Annotated in this window: 9 protein-coding genes; 5 read left to right on the top strand and 4 right to left on the bottom strand. The window is 58.9% G+C overall.

All coding sequences use genetic code 11. The annotated features are described in order from the left end of the window. Positions 1–2 precede the first annotated feature (2 nt). The 3 genes from recD to recC are packed head-to-tail and all read right to left on the bottom strand — an operon-like array spanning position 3 to position 8,643. The gene (gene recD, locus J0A66_RS05400; RefSeq protein ID WP_206572755.1) at positions 3–1,871 is read right to left on the bottom strand and encodes an exodeoxyribonuclease V subunit alpha; all 1,869 of its coding nucleotides are present in this window, start codon (positions 1,869–1,871) and stop codon (positions 3–5) included. Further along, a complete protein-coding gene (gene recB, locus J0A66_RS05405; RefSeq protein WP_206572756.1) occupies positions 1,865–5,383 on the bottom strand; it encodes an exodeoxyribonuclease V subunit beta in 3,519 nt (1,172 codons plus the stop codon). Before recB ends, recD begins: the two co-directional genes overlap by 7 nt. Continuing rightward, complete coding sequence (gene recC / locus J0A66_RS05410; RefSeq protein ID WP_206572757.1) at positions 5,380–8,643, bottom strand: exodeoxyribonuclease V subunit gamma; 3,264 nt, start codon at positions 8,641–8,643, stop codon at positions 5,380–5,382. Before recC ends, recB begins: the two co-directional genes overlap by 4 nt. Before the next feature lie 183 nt (positions 8,644–8,826). Between recC and J0A66_RS05415 the strand changes: the two genes are divergently transcribed. The 5 genes from J0A66_RS05415 (at position 8,827) to J0A66_RS05435 (ending at position 15,219) form a co-directional block, all read left to right on the top strand. Then, the gene (locus J0A66_RS05415; protein ID WP_206572758.1) at positions 8,827–11,508 is read left to right on the top strand and encodes a cation-transporting P-type ATPase; all 2,682 of its coding nucleotides are present in this window, start codon (positions 8,827–8,829) and stop codon (positions 11,506–11,508) included. Between the two features lie 17 nt (positions 11,509–11,525). Then, positions 11,526–12,305, top strand: a complete 780-nt coding sequence (gene ppk2, locus J0A66_RS05420) for a polyphosphate kinase 2 (RefSeq protein ID WP_206572759.1) — start codon at positions 11,526–11,528, stop codon at positions 12,303–12,305. 93 nt (positions 12,306–12,398) lie between these two features. Continuing rightward, the gene (gene xthA / locus J0A66_RS05425; RefSeq protein WP_206572760.1) at positions 12,399–13,205 is read left to right on the top strand and encodes an exodeoxyribonuclease III; all 807 of its coding nucleotides are present in this window, start codon (positions 12,399–12,401) and stop codon (positions 13,203–13,205) included. A 5-nt stretch (positions 13,206–13,210) separates the two neighbouring features. Further along, positions 13,211–13,873, top strand: a complete 663-nt coding sequence (locus J0A66_RS05430) for an energy-coupling factor ABC transporter permease (protein ID WP_338143865.1) — start codon at positions 13,211–13,213, stop codon at positions 13,871–13,873. A gap of 2 nt (positions 13,874–13,875) precedes the next feature. Beyond that, positions 13,876–15,219, top strand: coding sequence for a hypothetical protein (locus J0A66_RS05435; protein ID WP_206572854.1), 1,344 nt, complete (start codon positions 13,876–13,878; stop codon positions 15,217–15,219). On the opposite strand, the gene J0A66_RS05440 is transcribed toward J0A66_RS05435, so the two are convergent. Next, a complete protein-coding gene (locus tag J0A66_RS05440; RefSeq protein WP_206572761.1) occupies positions 15,216–15,593 on the bottom strand; it encodes a DUF4156 domain-containing protein in 378 nt (125 codons plus the stop codon). The genes J0A66_RS05435 and J0A66_RS05440 overlap by 4 nt on opposite strands. Positions 15,594–15,692: the final 99 nt, after the last annotated feature.

Genomic DNA, 15,692 nt, shown 5'->3' on the forward strand with positions numbered 1-15,692 from the left:
CCTTATTCGGGCGCTGTCAGCCGCCCGGCCAGACCCGAGCCGCGCAGACTATGGGTCTGCAGGGCGTCCCGCAGTAATTCGGCCCTGGCATATAAGGTTACCCGGTTCCTGGCCCGGGTAATGGCCGTATACAGCAGCTCCTTGCTGACCAATTCCTGAGCCAATGAGCCAAGGCTCAAAATGGCGTGTTCAAACTCCGACCCCTGGCTCTTGTGAATAGTCATGGCGTACAGGCGCTGACTGGCAGGCACGCGGCTTGGCAGCAGCGCGCGGAACTGGCCCGCGGCATCCATAAACCAGACTTTGAGCAAACCCTGCTCATCCGTCATGCAGATCCCCACATCGCCGTTGAACAGGCGGACCTGATAATCATTCTGGCCGACCATAATGGGGCAGCCCGGATAAAAGTCCTGCTCGGGGCGGATCCAACCACGACGGGTGAGGGCCAGCTCAATTCGCCGGTTCAGTTGTTCTACGCCCCAGGGCCCACGGCGGGAGGCACAGAGCAGTTGCTGCCGCCCCAGTAAAGAAAAGGCCCCGCCTATATCGCCGCTGCGAACCGCGGCGAAATAGCCGCCAAGCTCGTCACAGACCTGCTCGACCAGCACATCCACCGAATCGAGCGTCCGCCAATCCAGTTCCCTTTCATCGGCCCCGCTCAGACAGAGCAATATATCCTTGAAATTCCCCTGGTTGACCGCCCTGGCCAACCGACCCACCCCGCTGTCATCGGCAAATCTGTGACTCTTGCGCAACATCACCAGATTGTCCTGTACCCGGCTTTGCTTCTTCCCGGCAACGGGCAGTTGCATACCCGTCATCTTTTCAATCAGCTCACAGGTGTCGGCGGTAAACTGGGGGATCTTTTCGTCCTGCCAGATGGCGGAGGGCAGACTCTGGCAGATATCGCCCAGCACTGAGCCCACCTCCACCGAGGCCAGTTGCTGGCGATCCCCCAGCATTACCAGCCTGGCATGCTCGGGCAGTGCGTCGAGCAGCTTGCTCATCATGGGCAGGTCCACCATAGAGGCTTCGTCCAGGATCAGCATATCCAGTGGCAGGGGATTGTCCCGGTCATGGCGAAAGGTCACCTTGTTAGGCTGGTAACCCAGCAGGCGATGCAGGGTGGCCGCTTCCACGGGCAGATCATCACGCAGCTCGGGAGGCAACTTCTCCCTGGCCTGGCCGATAGACTCGGTCAGTCTGGCCGCCGCCTTGCCGGTCGGCGCCACCAGGGCGATACGAAGCAATGCCCCCTGCTGCCTGGCCAGTCCCTGTACCAGGGCCATCAGGCGGGTGACAGTGGTCGTCTTGCCGGTGCCAGGTCCACCGGTGATCAGGCAAAGCTGGCGGGAGGCGGCCAGTACCACCGCCACCTGCTGCCAGTCCAGTTGTGGCTCCAGGCTGCCAAACAGGCTTTCCAGCATCGCCTTACCGGCTTTGATATCGAGTGCCAGGCGCTTGTCGGCAAGCAGGCTGAGGCGTTCTGCCAGGCGCTGTTCATGCAACCAGTAACGCTGCAGGTACAGGGCGTCCTGCTGCAATACGATAGGCCGGTCAACCGACTCTGCCGCATCCGGCCGGCTGACGGTGTGAGCGCGCTCAAGAATTTGCTGCAGTTCCGATTCAAACAGCATGGGCAGATCCAGGTCAAGCTCACCCAGGCAGTCGTTATATAACCGGGTCAGCTCCCCAAGGGACACGCACACATGCTGACTGGCCAGTTGCTGGCTGAGCAGGGCCGCCACAATGGCCATCGACCTGCCGTGGCGGGGCTCCTGGGTGGCGATAAATTCTGCAAAAGCGCGGTCCAGGCCATTGATCAGGCCTTGTTGCTGCAGCGGACTCAGCCAGGATTGGGTGTTCAGCATAGGCTCAGTTGCTCCCCTTCCCCGTGATTCTCCGTCCTGCCGTCAAACAAATCGTCCAACGCCAGGATCAGGGCCTTAGGCACCCGCCACAAATAACAACCGTGCCCCGGCCGCTGGCCGCTCATGCCGCGCAAGAACCAGTAACAGGCACCGCCCACATGCCGGTCATAATCGTAATCTGCCAGGCAGGATTTCAGCCAGCGGTGCAGCGCCAGGCTGTAAAGCAGAGCCTGCAGATGATAATCGTGCTCCTGCATGGCCTGCTCCATCGCCTCCTTGTCGTAATCATCCAGGCTGTCGCCCAGGTAATTGGACTTGTAATCCGCCACATACAATTTCCCCTGATGGGAAAAAATCAAATCCACATAGCCCTTCAGCACGCCGCTGAGGGTATCGAAATCGTATTGTCCGGCCAGCGGCCCCAGATGTTGGGCAAGAATCCGGTTGAAATGCACGGCCTGGACCTTTTCCAGGGGCAGATGAAACTCCATTTCAATTTTTACCTGCTGCAAGTCGGCCAGGGTCAGCGGGGTATGGGTAAACAGCGGGGCGGACAAGACTTCTTCAAGCCAACCACAGACTACAGGCCACCAGTCTTGTTCAATGCCGAATTTCTGTCCCTGCTCTGCCACCAGTGTTTCAATCGGCGCGGCATCACAACCGAGCAGATGCTCCAGCACCCCATGCAGGAAGGAACCGGCGCGGGCCCCGCGGATAAAGCCAAACCGGTCCCGCCGGGGGGCTGAGGGCATTGCCCGTTCCAACAGGCTGTTGCCTTCGTCATGACCGGGTCCGGGCAGTCTGTCCTGCTGCTGGGCAATGGCGGAATAGCTGGTCAGTCGCCAGCGCTGTTTAAGACTGCGGGTAAAAGGTGCCAGACGCAGCTCTGCCGCCGGCATCCCGGGTTGGCGCAAGGGCTGCCCGTTACCCGTCACGGCCGGATGGGCCAGTGTGACACCCTCAAGGCCGGTGAGCTCCGTCAGTTTCTGAGTTAGCGCGGACGCATCCGGCACCCTCTGTTCGTCGAACAACAAGGCGCCAAGGGCCGTTTGCTGAAGCCCGGTGGCCTTACCACGCCCCATATTACTCAGCCAGACTCCAACCGAGCAGTGGTGCCGGGCACGGGTCAGGGCCACATACAGCAGGCGGATATCCTCGGCCAGCCTTTCCCTGGCGGCCCGGGCCCTGGCCTCATCGCCACCGAGAAAATCGATTTGCAGACGATGCTCATCATCGTGATACAGGGCTTCGGCGCGACTGACCACCCGGGCTGCAAAGGGAATAAACACCAGCGGATACTCCAGCCCCTTGGAGGCATGCATGGTCACAATCTGCACCAGTTGATCGTCGGTTTCCAGGCGAAGCTGCTGGCCTTCCTGATTGTCATCCGGTTCAATCAGACAGTACTGGTACCAGCGCAGCAACTGACTTTCCCCCTGAATGCTTTGGCTTTGCTGCTGTAGCAGTTCGAACAGATGGCGCAGATCCGTTACCCGGCGCAGACCGTCCTCACAGCGCTGAAGCTGGGTCGCAAAAAGTCCCAACGACTGCTGAGCCTGGGCCAGGGCGCTGGCAATGCCCTGGCGCTGCCATACTCGCTGCCAGTGATGAAACTGAAACAACAACTCCTGCCAGCGACTGTCATCGGTCAGCCAGCTCTCAAACCGGGCGGCGCTCAGCCCCACCAGTTCACTGAGCATGGCCGCCTTGATGGCCCGTTCATCACCTGGATGATGAATGGCCTCCAGCAGCAGGTACAAATCCCGGGCGACCTGGGTGCCAAACACGCTGCGCCTGACCTGGAACACACTGGCAATGCCCAGGTCCATCAGGGCCTGTTTCATCAGTTGCGCCTCAAATCTGTCCCGCACCAGCACAGCGCAATCACCCGGTTGCACGGGACGCTCTCCCGCCTCATCGGCCAGTCTGACCCGCCCTGTTGCAGCCTCCTGCAGCCAGTCGCAGATACGTGCAGCAAAGTGCCCGGCCAGGGCAGACTGTATCTGGGCAAAACCCACTGGCTGTTCGCCTTCCAGATAGTCGAACTGCAGGCCACCTACCCCCTGCCCGTCCAGCAGCAACCGGCGTTTTCCCTGCCCGGCCTTCACCGGCGTGAAGGGAATATCCTCATTGAATAAAAAGCCTTGCGGGCTCTGGGCAAACAGCCCATTGACCGCCGTTACCAGCGCCGGCTCGGAACGCCAGTTGGTGTCCAGGGTAAAGTGCCGCTCTGCACCCACTTGTCGCTTGGCCTGGATATAGGTAAAGATATCCGCACCGCGAAAGGCATAGATGGCCTGTTTGGGATCGCCAATCATAATCAGGCCCAGGGCGGGATCCTCTCCATACAACCGACTGAACACCCGGTACTGGATGGCATCAGTGTCCTGGAATTCATCGATCATGGCGCAGGGATATTGCCGGCGCACAGCCTCGGCAAGGGCCTCTGCGTTCTCACCCTTGAGGGCTTGTTGCAGCAGGCTGAGCAGATCGTCGGGACTAAGCTGGTTGGCCTGGGACTTGCTGCTGATCAGTTGACTGCGCACGCTCTGCAACGCCTCCCCGCACAGGGTAACTACCAGGCTGTCCCGCATTTGCTGCTGCAGGTGGTGCAACTGCTCGAACCGGGTAAAGTTCAAGTCGCCCAGATCCGGGCTGGCCTTGGTAGCGGCCTTGGCGATTTTTTCCGCTGAGAAGGTTTGCCAGCCATCCTTATGGCCGGCAAAGAACCATCCGTCACCCTGGCAGAAATGTTCCATCGCCGACAACACTGCCCCTTTGCCCAGCACGCTGCGTTTATTCAGGCTGGCCTGCCACAGCCGCTCTCCCACCTGCTGGCTGAGCCACCAGGCCTTGGTTTCCACAAGCAGGCGCTGATATTCAGCCAGATAGACATCCGGCCCCCTCCCGGGCATTGCATAATGTACCGGCTGGGCCAGCAAGCCGCGAATCCTTGCCAGTAACTGGTTTGGTCCGGACCACTGTTGAAGGGTCAGGGTCAGAAGCGGCGCCGGCAGGGTCAGGACCCGGCGGCGCCAGAAATCATTGATCGCCTGGTGCAGATGGTCGGATTCATCCAGGATCAATTCCTGCTGGTAGCGGGAACCACTTTCAAACGCATGTTGAACCAGCACCCGCTGACAGAAACCGTGGATGGTAAAGACCGCGGCTTCGTCCATCTGCTTGAGTGCCAGTTGCAGGCGAAAACAGGCCAGCGTGCGATCCTCGCAGTCCTCAATCATGGCCTGCACCAGGGGGTTATTGCTTTGACCCAGCTGAAAATCGACACTGGTCTGGCTGACCAGCTCGCGGATCCTGCCCTTAAGCTCGGCGGTGGCAGCATTGGTAAAAGTGACCACCAGGATACTGTCCACCTGGTGCGGGGTACAGCCATGGCCAAGCACCAGTCGCAGGTACAGATGTACAATGGTATAGGTCTTGCCGGTGCCGGCGCTGGCTTCGATCAGCGACTGCCCATGCAAGGGAAAGCTCAGTATATCCAGCGACTTCATGCCGTCACCTGTGAAAACAAGGGTCCCAGCAACCTCTCGCTGGTAGCGGCAAACTGCTCAAAGTGCGGCTCAAGCTCCGGCCAGATTCGGTTAATATGGACATCCTGACCTTCACTGGCAGCGCCAAAATCCGAGCCGGTGTACAGGTTCAGAACTTTCTGCGGATCCTGGCTGTCAAGCCAGTGCCAGCCGCATTCTGGCAGCAGCAGCAGCGGCTTCTGATGGCCCTGCTGCCAGGCCTGAACGTAGTCGCTTAAAAGTGCCAACGCCTGCTGCGGCGCCATGGCGCCCAGCTCAAAAGGCTCCGCTTCTGTGCCCACATAGACTGCCTGGTTAACCGGCGTTTGCTGGGCCCGCAGGACGAGTAGGCGCAACCATAACTCCAGTTTGTCCCTGGCTCTTATTCTGCCGGACCGCCACAGCACCAGATTGTCCTGATACAGATGATCCTGCCAGCCGCGCAGCGTCAGGCCCGCCACCGTCAGGTCCACCAGCACGCGTCTGGGCGCATGATCCTGCCGGTAACGGGTCAGCCGCAGGCGCAACTCATCACTGTCCTGTTGTAATGCCGCCAATGCCAGTTGTCCGGCATGGCCGTGGGGCAATTTTCCCTCGGCCTTGAGGACCGACTGGATCTCGTCATGCCCACCCTGCTCCGCCAGCTTAGCCAGCAGACTGAATCGGTCCAGGGCGTTCAGAGCGAACGGCTCGTCCTGCTGCAGATTATCCTGCAAAGGGGTAAACCTGGCCTGCCAGCGCAACTGAAAAAAACCTCTTGCAGTATTGTGGAAAAACCTCAGCCAGTCCTCCAGCATCACCTCGCTCTGGGCCTGCAATGGGGCCAGGTCCTCGTTAAAAAAGGGTTGTGCCAGCGGCGCTTGACCGGCCAGTCTGGCCAGCTCAAGCCAGCGGCTGTCGTGGCCGGTGGCGCCGGTGGCTCTGAAGTAATCCTCATGGAAGGGCTGCAGATGATGAGTACGGCAAAGCTTGGCCAGTAAATCGTCGCCCTCTGCCAGGCAATAAACCTGCTGGAGATATTCAAGCAACTCGCTGACCAGGATTGATGGCATCAGGGGGCTGTTGTCCCGCGCACTCCGGCCCAGGTAACTGATATACAGCCCCTGGCGGGCGGACAACAAGGCTTCGAGAAACAGGTACTTGTCATCCAACCGGCGTGACCGGTCGCCCCGCCTTGGCCTGGTGTCCTGCATCAGGTCAAAACCCATGGGGATCACCTGGAGCGGATAGTCAGCATCGTTCATGCCCAGCAGGCAGACCAGACGGAACGGCACACTGCGCATGGGCATCAGGGTACAGAAGTTGACTGCCCCGGCCAGGAAGCGCTGGCCCACGCCGGATTCCTGCAACTGTTGTTCGAGTATCTGGCTGAAGACAGCCTGGTCCACTGCATGGGGATACTGCAACTGATGGGCCTCAAGGGCCGTCAGAGCCTGGCGCAGCGTATGCAGGGCCGCTTCATCCTCTTCATCGGCCAGATAGAACGCATCCAGATGCGCCAGCACCCACCCAATACGTTCGCCAAGGGTGGCTGGCCGCAGGCAGAATTCCAACCAAAGGGTCAGCTGCTGCAGAAAATCCAGCAGTTTGGACAACACCTGGCTGCTCTGCCCTTCGATATGGGCGTAGGGGGCAATAAGGCTGTCCCGGCTCTGGTAGAGGGGCTGGTTCATGGCATAACCGGCAATCAGGCGTTTGAGGCCAAACAGCCAGGTATTCTGTTCTTCTTCGGGGACCTGCCAGCGAGCCTTGTCCGGACCATCCAGTCCCCAACGCACTCCGGCGTCAGCCAGCCAGTGGCGCAACTGCTCAAATTCGGGTTCACTTAATTCGAACCGCCTGAGCACCGCCGGCACTTCCAGCAAATCCATCACTTCGGCCAGGTTGAGTCGTTGTTGCTGAAGTTTCATCAGCCCGATAAAACTGTTCAGCAGCGGCGACTCCTGACTCAGGCTGCGGTCTGAGATGGCATAAGGAATGGCCAGCTCCTGACGGTGGGCGCCAAATACCCCGTGGATAAGGGGGGCGTACTGGGCCACATCCGGCATCATCACGATTACCTCACCGGGGTGGGCATCGGCATGCTGCTGGAAAAACGCCAGCAGCTTGTCGTGCAGGGCTTCCAGTTCGCGCAGCCGGGAATGGCAACTGACCAGTTGCAGACTCTGATCCTCAGCCTGCACGGTAATCTTCGGGCAGGTCGGCTTTTCATCCGTCAGTGCCCCGAGGCTGAAGGGTTCGCTGCTGCCGCGCAGGGTCAGATTGAGAATTTCATCCTGGATATGTTGCAGCAGACTGGCCGGTGGATCTTCAACAAATTCGTCCTGCTGCTGGGGTTCAAGCTCCAGCAACATATCCTGAAAATCGCGTCCCAGCTTGCCCCAGGAAGAAAGCAGCGGATTGCCCACATCCAGATAGTCGGCGGTTTCATCGCCATCCAGGCGTTGCCTGAGCCCGGCCCTGGCCTTGCGCTTTTCATCCACCAGGTCGCCCCAGTAATGCTGACTGGGATTAAACCAGAAGATCAGCACGTCTATGTGTCTGGCCAGTGCCTGCAGCACTTCCAGTTGTTGTACCGGCAGGGCCGAAATGCCGAACACCAGCAGGGCGGCTGGCAGTCCCGGCGGCGCCTGTTGCTGCTGCAAGGCCTCCATCAAGGCCTGATGCAGGTTGGCCCGGTGCCAGGGGGACTCGCCAAGGGCAGCAGTATAAGCAACCAGTTCACGCCACAGCACGGGCTGCCATGCCTGGTGCTCAAGCGTCTTCCCTTCCAGGCGGTCATCGCCCTGCTCCCAGGCCAGCAACCAGTCCGGCCGGTACACCAGATACTGATCGAAAATATCGGCAATCTTGCCGCTTAGCTGGAAGAGCTTGATATCCCGGTCACCCCCCAGGTAACCGGCCACGGGCGCAAACCGCGGCTGCTCACATAGTTCCGGCAGGAGGGCCATCAGCTTCCAGGTCATATTGGCCTTGGTAAAGGCGGACTGTGGGGGCAGTTCAATCTTCAGTTGCCGGTAGAGTTGCCAGATAAAACTGGATGGCAGGGGGAATTCGAGGTTGGCGGCAATGCCGCGCTGCTGGGCAATCTGCAGTTTCAACCACTGGGCCATGCCGGGGCTTTGCACCCAGACTGGCGTGCTGTCGAACAGGTTGTCCAGCGACCGCTCGTCCATGGCCAATACCTGACACAGCCGCTGGGCCAGCACTTCCATTTTGTTTGACTGTATCAGATGCAACATGAGCAGCTACGGCAGCTAATCCTGGCAAGGATAGTAACATAAGCCGTTACACTGAGAAGCCTGAATTAGCCATAGTGCAGACAGGACAAGCTGCTGTATTGATTCAGGAAATGACCTGGATCAAAAGCAATGACCCGCCCTCGGCTACAATCATCACTGGCACAAACTGGCAGGAACGAATGGATGAAGGATCCCCACTGGCATGAAATGGAAACAGACGAGGTCTGCCGCACCCTTGAGTGCTCAGTCAATGGACTGACGACAGAGCAGGCTCAGGCCAGACTGGCCCATTACGGAGCCAATCAATTGCCGGATTCAGCCCCATCCAGTGTCCTGAAGCGGTTTTTCCGTCAGTTCCACAATATTCTGATCTATGTATTGCTGGCATCCAGTGTGATCACGGCAATGCTGCAGCACTGGGCCGACAGCCTGGTCATCCTCGCCGTGGTGCTGGTCAACGCCATAGTGGGCTTCTTGCAGGAGGGCAAAGCGGAACAGGCCATGCAATCGATTCGCCAGATGCTGTCGCCCCGGGCTGCTGTATTGCGTGACGGCAAGCGGGTCAGCCTGCCCGCCGGGCAATTGGTGCCCGGTGATTTGGTCTTGCTCGAGGCCGGCGACCGGGTGCCTGCAGACATGCGGCTTAGCAAGGCACATGGCCTGCAAATCCAGGAAGCAGTTCTGACCGGCGAGTCCGTACCGGTAGACAAACAAAGTGCCCCCAACCCAGCCGAAGCCGAGCTGGGAGACCGGACGGCCATGGCTTTCAGCGGCACCCTGGTCACCAGCGGCCAGGGACGGGGTCTGGTAGTGGCCACAGGCACCGACACCCAGATCGGCAGAATCAGCCTGATGCTGAAAGAGGTGGAACCCCTCACCACCCCGTTAGTGGAACAGATGGGCATCTTTGCCCGCTGGCTGACCCTGCTGATTCTGCTGATTGGCGGCCTGTTACTGCTGTTCGGCCACTTTGTCATGCACTATCCCTTCGAGGAACTGTTCATGACCATTGTGGGCCTGTCGGTGGCTGCGATACCCGAAGGCCTGCCGGCAGTGCTGACCATTACCCTGGCCATCGGGGTGCAGCGCATGGCCAGACGCAATGCCATCGTCCGTCACCTGCCGGCCATTGAAACCCTGGGCTCGGTATCAGTGATCTGCACCGACAAGACAGGTACCCTGACCCGCAATGAGATGCAAGTCAGCACCCTGATCCTGGCTGAACAAACCTTGCAGGTGGAAGGACAGGGCTATCATCCGGGGGGGGAAATCCTGGATGTGCAGCATCCGGATCGGGATCCCCCTGAAGATCTGTTGCAGGAAGCGGGCTTGGTGGCGCTGCTGTGCAATGACGCAGCCCTGCATGAAAAAGCCGGACAATGGACCGTGGAGGGGGATCCGATGGAGGGGGCCCTTCTGAGCTTTGCCGCCAAGACCGGCCTGGTGCCCGAACGGGTCCGCCAGCGCTGGCCCCGCACTGACACCATTCCCTTTGACGCCCAGCACAGGTACATGGCTACCCTGCATCATGATCATCAGGGCCACGCCAGGATCCTGCTCAAAGGTGCACCGGAAAACGTTCTGAACCTGTGCAGCCGGATGATGACGATTCAAGGACCGGTCAATATCGACAAAGGTTACTGGCAGGACCGGGTCAATCAACTGGCATCCGGCGGACAGCGCGTGCTGGCACTGGCGATGAAACAGGTCCCGGACGGGCAGACGCAGTTGAATATGTCGGACATAGACGGTTCACTTACCCTGATTGGATTGCTGGGGCTGATTGACCCGCCACGCAGGGAGGCCGTTCAGGCAGTCAGGGAATGCCTGGATGCCGGGATTCGCGTCAAGATGATCACCGGCGATCATGCCGGCACCGCCCTGGCCGTAGGTCGGCAGGTCGGCCTGCACAACGCCGGCCAGGTCATGACCGGCGCCGAACTGGAAAAACTGGACGATGTGGCCCTTGCCATGCGGGTCAACGAAGTGGACATCTTCGCCCGCACCAGCCCTGCCCATAAGCTTCGGCTGGTGATGGCCCTGCAATCCCAGCAGATGACCGTGGCCATGACCGGCGATGGGGTCAATGACGCCCCGGCACTGAAACGGGCCGATGCCGGCATCGCCATGGGCCGAAAAGGCAGTGAAGCGGCCAAGGAAGCCTCGGATTTGGTCCTTGCCGATGACAATTTCGTCTCCATCGTCGCCGCGATCCGGGAGGGACGCACCGTCTACGACAATATCAAAAAGGTCATCAGTTGGACCCTGCCCACCAGCGGCGGCGAGGCGGCCACTATCATACTGGCCCTGCTGCTTGGCATGGCCCTGCCGGTGACCGCCATCCAGATTCTCTGGATTAACCTTATCACCGCAGTTACTTTGGGTATTGCCCTGGCATTTGAACCCACCGAGGCCAACAGCATGCAGCGGCCCCCCAGAAGCCGGCAGGCACCTCTGATAGACGGTGCCCTGGCCTGGCATATCCTGTTGGTCACCCTGCTGTTTCTGGCTGGTGTGTTCAGCATCTTCAGCTACGCGCTGGACAAGGGCTATTCCCTGGAACTGGCGCGTACCCTGGCCCTCAATACCCTGGTGGTGATGGAGATATTTCATTTGTTCTTTATCCGTAACCTGTACGGTACCTCTTTTACCTGGCAGGCCATCCGCGGTACGCCGGTCATCTGGTTGATGACCCTGACGGTTACCGCCGCCCAGTTTGCCATTACCTACCTGCCGCCCCTGCAGAAACTGTTCGGCACACGTCCGGTGCCCCTTTATGACGGCCTGATAGTGGTCGGTATTGGCGTGGCGCTGTTTGCCGTGGTGGAACTGGAGAAGCAACTAAGATTAAGGCTTGTTCCCTGACCGAAGAGGATCCCCGGATGAAAAAACAGCACTACAAGGAAGAACTGAAGAAACTGCAGGAGCAGCTAATCCAGCTCCAGCAATGGGTAGTGGAGCATAACAAACGACTGGTGGTAATTTTCGAGGGCCGGGACGCGGCGGGCAAAGGCGGGGTCATCGCTGCCATCACCAAGCGACTCAATCCACGCATTGTGCGCATCGCTGCCCTCGGCAAGCCCTCCGACAAGGAAAGCCGGCAGTGGTATTTCCAGCGGTACGTGGAGCAGTTGCCCGCCGGCGGCGAAATCGTGCTGTTTGACCGCAGCTGGTACAACCGTGCGGGGGTGGAAAAAGTCATGGAGTTTTGTACACAGGAGCAGCACCGGGAATTTCTGCGCACCTGCCCGGAGTTCGAACGCATGCTGATCCGTGCCGACATCATGCTGGTCAAGTACTGGTTTAATATTTCTGCCGGAGTGCAGGAAAAACGCTTTCAGTCCCGTTTGAGCAACCCCCTCAAACGCTGGAAGTTCTCCCGTATGGATCTGATTTCCCGCAGTCGCTGGCGCCAATACAGTCAGGCCCGCAACGAAATGTTTGAACATACGGACACCGATGACTGCCCCTGGTACGTGGTGGAGGCCAATCACAAGCGTCCGGCCAGGCTTAACTGTATCCATCACCTGCTGAGTCTTATCCCTTACGAAGAAGTGCCCTTTGACAGAGTGGAACTGCCGGCCATTGATCAGACCAAAGGGGATATTCCCATACCGGACAATGTCTGTCGGGTGCCACAGCAATACGGCCATAAAGACTAAAAGCCAGCGCTCAGACAGGTTCGGTTAATTCGGGGTTACCGCACTCAGGCGGATTTGCTACCATAGCCTCATCTTTATCCGAGCCTGCCCAATATGAAATTTATTTCTTTTAATATCAACGGACTGCGCGCCCGCCTGCACCAACTTCAAGCCCTAGTCGACAAACACCAGCCGGATGTGATCGGTCTGCAGGAAACCAAGGTCCATGACGACATGTTCCCCCGCCGGGAAGTGGAGGCCATGGGTTACAAGGTGTTTTTCCACGGCCAGAAGGGCCATTACGGCGTGGCACTGATGTGCAAGCAGGAGCCACTGGATATCCAGTATGGGTTTCCCACCGATGAGCCTGAGGCTCAAAGGCGCATGATCATGGGCACCTTTGAAATGGACGACGGCAGCCGGGTGCGGGTGCTCAACGGCTATTTTCCCCAGGGGGAGAACCAGGAGCATGAAATCAAATACCCGGCCAAGCGTAAGTTCTACGCCGACTTGATGGAGTATCTGGAAGGCCATCACCAGCCGGATGACAAGCTCATTGTGATGGGCGATCTGAATATTTCCCACCAGGATCATGACATCGGCATCGGCGAACAGAACCGTCTGCGCTGGCTGAAAACCGGTAAATGCAGCTTCCTGCCCGAAGAGCGTGAGTGGCTAAACCGCCTGTTGGACTGGGGCCTGGCTGACAGTTTCCGTAGTCTGCACCCTGAGGTCGTGGATCAATACAGCTGGTTCGATTACCGCTCCCGGGGTTTCGACGACAATCGCGGTCTGCGCATCGATCTGATCCTGGCCACCCCGGCCCTTCATGAGCAACTGGTCGAGGCCGGTATCGACTACGAACTTCGTGGCATCGAAAGACCCTCTGACCATGCGCCCATCTGGGCCGTGTATCGCTGATCGCCGTGCAGTGGTTTGACCAACTGACCAACCTGCAGGCTCTGGCCTGGCTGGGATATGCGCTGCTGATGCTGGTCACGGTCAAGGCCCTGCATCCGCTGGAGCTGTTGCATGACAAGAAGAGCCAGCATTTGGTGTTCGGTGCCGCCGCCTGTCTGTTTATCCTCTGGCTGTTCCGGGCCGGCATCTACGAAGGCCTGAACGTCCATTTCCTCTGGCTGAGCGCCCTGACCCTGGTCCTGGGGCTGCGCCGCGCATTGCTTTCCGCCTGTCTGGCATTGATGGGCATTACCCTGGTCGGCAAGGAAAGCTGGGCCATGCTGGGGGTCAACGGCCTGCTTGGCGTCACTCTGCCCGTCGGCCTGACCTACCTGATCTACAGTCTGTCTTTCCACAGGCTGCCGCGGCATTTTTTCATCTACATCTTTGTTTGCGCTTTTTTGCCCGGCGCCCTGATGATTACCCTGAAAATGCTCTCGCTGGGTGGATATTATTTTCTTGAGGGGCTGTACGAATGGCAGGTGATCAGGGATAACTATCTGGTCCTGATCCCCTTGCTGCTGTTTCCCGAAGCCATGCTTAACGGCATGACCATGACACTACTGGTGATGTATTGCCCGACCTGGGTTTACACCTTCTATGACAAGTTCTATCTGCAGGATAAATAACAATGAACCAAAAAATTTGGATTCTCAGCGGCGCCGCGCTGGCTCTGGCCCTGACCGCGTGCAAGCCGGCCATGCAGCCCGCCGCCGAAAAGCCCGTACCCGTTGCCCAGGCAGAGCAGCAAACTGAAACCGTCAGTCCGTTGGAACAACTGCCTTTCTATCAGCAGAAGCTGAGCAGCACACCTTACCTGCCTGCCAATCTGGCCCAGGCCAGCACCAATTGTGCAGTGGGTGAAGCCGCTTCAGACACCGAATACCGGACAGCCGCACAGACGGATTATAATAATTTCGGTTGGGAACAGCGGGTGGCGGCAGACTGGGAGTTCTTTGGCACCGACACAGTATTGGGCAGGGTGCTGGTTATCGATTATGCAGAGCAGGACGGCAAGCTGGCCTATCGTTACCTGGCCAACGCTAACAGCCATACCCAGTTGTATGAACCCTGGAGCTCCTCCAAGGTGATGGCGATCACCGGGGCCGTCAGCCAGGCGCGTCAGGCCGGGGTCGGCGCGCAAAGCCTGGCAGGATCAGTGCCGGTACCGGATCTGATCACCAGCATCCACACCTATAAGCCCTTCGGCAAGGCCGACGGCAATTCCAATGCCATTGCCAGCTACCTGGTTAATCTGGCCGGCCGGGAATATCTGACAGAACTGTTTCATGAGCGCTGGCTGAAATTGTCAGTACCCGAGGTGAAGCTCAAAGGAGCCTATGCCCAGGAGATTTTTGATCCGGGCGTGAACAACTGGCAGGACATGCACAGCGACCAGAGCGCACCCATGCCGAGGCTGAGCGACAATCAGGCCGATCCTTCTTATCTCCCCTATCGCTGCGAAACCTGCGGCCTGACCGGTAATAAACCCATGACCACCCTGGCCGAAGCGGAATGGCTCAAGCGCCTGGCCAGCCATGGCCGCGAGGCCGCCACCCGCCATCCTGGCCTGACGCAGGCCGATATCGACAGCCTGTTCTACGGCATCGGTCATTCGGATAAGGATCATCAATACGGCGGTATGCTGATGGGCATCTCCAGGGTACTGACCGATGCTATTGCCAACAGCATGCAAGCGGATAATACGGACAGCAAGCAGACCCTGGACAGCGCCACCGACGGAAACTGGCGGGTGTTTCAGAAAATCGGCTGGGGACCGAGCGGTACCCGGGGGACGGCTGAAATGGTGATGCTGGCCCATGTGTGCCTGCCCGACTATCAGGGCGGCCGCGAATTTACCCTGGCGGCACAAACCTCGGTGCCGGGAGACGAAGAGATCAGGGTCAACGATGCGGCGAAACAGATGCAGGCTCTGTTGGACAACGCCATGCAGGCCCTACTGAAACAGGACTAATCCCCTGCCTGGCTTGCCCCGCCTGATGCCATGTCGGGACAAGTATAGGCATTACCAAATACGCTGGCACTGTAAACGCCGCCCAGGCCCTGGGCATTGACGCTCTGGGTCTGGTTTTCCAGCACCACATAATTGGCGCCCAACGCTTGTGCATTGTTGCGTAGTTCATTCCTGGCGCCCTGGAGAAGATCGTGATCACGGGTCAGGTCGGCGGTGAGCAAATTGCCCTGGGAGCCACTGACTTCACCCAAATACCGGCATTCCTGCGGCGCCTGCCGGCTGGTCAGAAAGACAGCCGCCGCATCGCTTCGCAGGGGTTTGGCGGCACAGCCGCCCAGCAACAGCAGGACAACAGGGACAAAGATGTTTCGCATCGGTACACTTCTTTTAAGCAGAATAATTGAGTCAGGGGCGGGCCCGGCGGACAGGGTGCAGCTTACGCAAAAAACTGCGGCGGGAAAGTAAAGGTTCTT

The organism is Bowmanella dokdonensis (assembly GCF_017254865.1).
GTDB lineage: Bacteria > Pseudomonadota > Gammaproteobacteria > Enterobacterales > Alteromonadaceae > Bowmanella > Bowmanella dokdonensis.